The sequence below is a fragment of the Rubritalea sp. genome (assembly GCF_039830215.1).
In the GTDB taxonomy this organism is placed as follows: Bacteria; Verrucomicrobiota; Verrucomicrobiia; order Verrucomicrobiales; family Akkermansiaceae; genus Rubritalea.
On sequence record NZ_JBDOPO010000154.1, the window covers coordinates 1 to 1,755 of the forward strand.

The 1,755-nt window shown below is 42.3% G+C and carries 1 protein-coding gene; it reads right to left on the minus strand.

All coding sequences use genetic code 11. From position 1 onward, the window contains the following. On the minus strand, window positions 1-1,297 hold a 1,297-nt coding region (locus tag ABGY95_RS05095; RefSeq protein ID WP_347440618.1), incomplete at its 3' end, for an N-6 DNA methylase. Between the last annotated feature and the right edge of the window lie 458 nt (window positions 1,298-1,755).

Genomic DNA, 1,755 nt, shown 5'->3' on the forward strand with positions numbered 1-1,755 from the left:
TAACATCAACGCTCCAAGACTTATCTGAATCAGCTGAAGTTTTCTGGAGTTCGATAAACTCTTTCAAATCATTATCATTGAGCGGGTTTGTTTTACCGAGGTTACGTTCAGGGGCTAGCTGATAATACCAAACATTCTTGGTCGATTTTCCTTTCTCAAAGAATAAGACAACGGTTTTAACTCCTGCACCTTGAAAAGTGCCGCCTGGGCAATCAAGGACTGTATGGAGATTACAGCTTTCGAGTAATTCCTTACGCAAGGCAACGGAGGCATTATCGGAGTTAGATGCAAAAGTATTCTTAATAACCACTGCGGCACGGCCACCTGCTTTAAGCATACGAATGAAGTGCTGAAGAAATAAGAATGCAGTCTCTCCTGTCTTGATTGGAAAGTTCTGCTGAACTTCTTTTCTTTCCTTTCCACCAAATGGAGGATTGGCAAGGATCACATCATAACGATCCTTGTCCTGAACATCTTGGTCATGATCTGCAAGCGTGTTTGCATGAATGATGTTCGGAGCTTCAACACCATGTAGGATCAGGTTCATGATACCAATGACGTAAGCGAGTGATTTCTTTTCTTTTCCGTAGAGCGTCTTTTCCTGCAACGTCTTGAGATCACTGGTTGAAAGATCTCCCTCTCTTAAATGATCATAAGCTTCACATAAGAAACCAGCCGATCCACAAGCTCCATCATAAATACGGTCACCAATCTTTGGATCCATCACCTCGACCATGGCTCGAATCAATGGTCTTGGCGTGTAGTACTCACCACCATTACGACCCGCATTACCCATGTTCTTGATACGAGTTTCATAAAGATCAGAAAGCTCGTGCTTTTGTTCTTGAGATCCAAATAGCAAAGAATCCACTAACTCAAGTGCATCCCTCAGCGAGTAACCACTCTGGAACTTACTTCTTACCTCACCAAAGATTTCACCTATTTTGTATTCAATGGTATCAGGACTCTCAGCACGCCCACTAAAGCCACGTAAGTAAGGGATCAATTTCTGATCCACAAACTCCACCAAATCTGGACCTGTCAGCGCATTGTTATGATCAAAGTTACCGTCTGCATCCTTAGGAGCCGCCCAAGTTGACCAACGAAACTCGTCTGAAATGATAGGCTCATAGCTCTTACCCTCTAACTGCGCCTCCATCGAGCGGACTTGCTCTAGGTCATCCAAATACTTGAGGAACAGTAGCCAAGAGGTTTGTTCGGTATAGTCTAGCTCTGAGGAACAGCCCGCTTCTTTACGCAGGACGTCATCAATATTCTTAAATGATTGTTCAAACATGGGTTTTGTTAAGGATGATAATAGATCCTTCCCCACAATTTAAGCAATGGATTAATCCTCCATGGGAAGCACCTGCACCCTGCACCCTAAAGCCTTGCCACATCACTCATTGTTTAAGCAAAAAATAACTTGGTCACCCATTCTCAAGACCCCCAATCACCGCCAAAATAAATTCAACGCATTGCTCGTTCATTCTAGAAGCATTAAACACAATGTCAGCTTGGCTATGCCCCGAAGCTATGATTACCAGCAGAGGAAGAAGTAATTATTATGTTTTGAGGCGAGCCTTAGCTCGCTTCATCTATTCAAAGAATAGATAAAATTCTTAGAATACTTTAGATTAAATATCTCGTTGAAGGGAGATGAAAGCGTCTATTAAAATAATTTAAAATAGGAACGTTTTTATATAAATACACACGTCACCCCCTGGCTCAGAAAAGCGAACATCATACTCACTT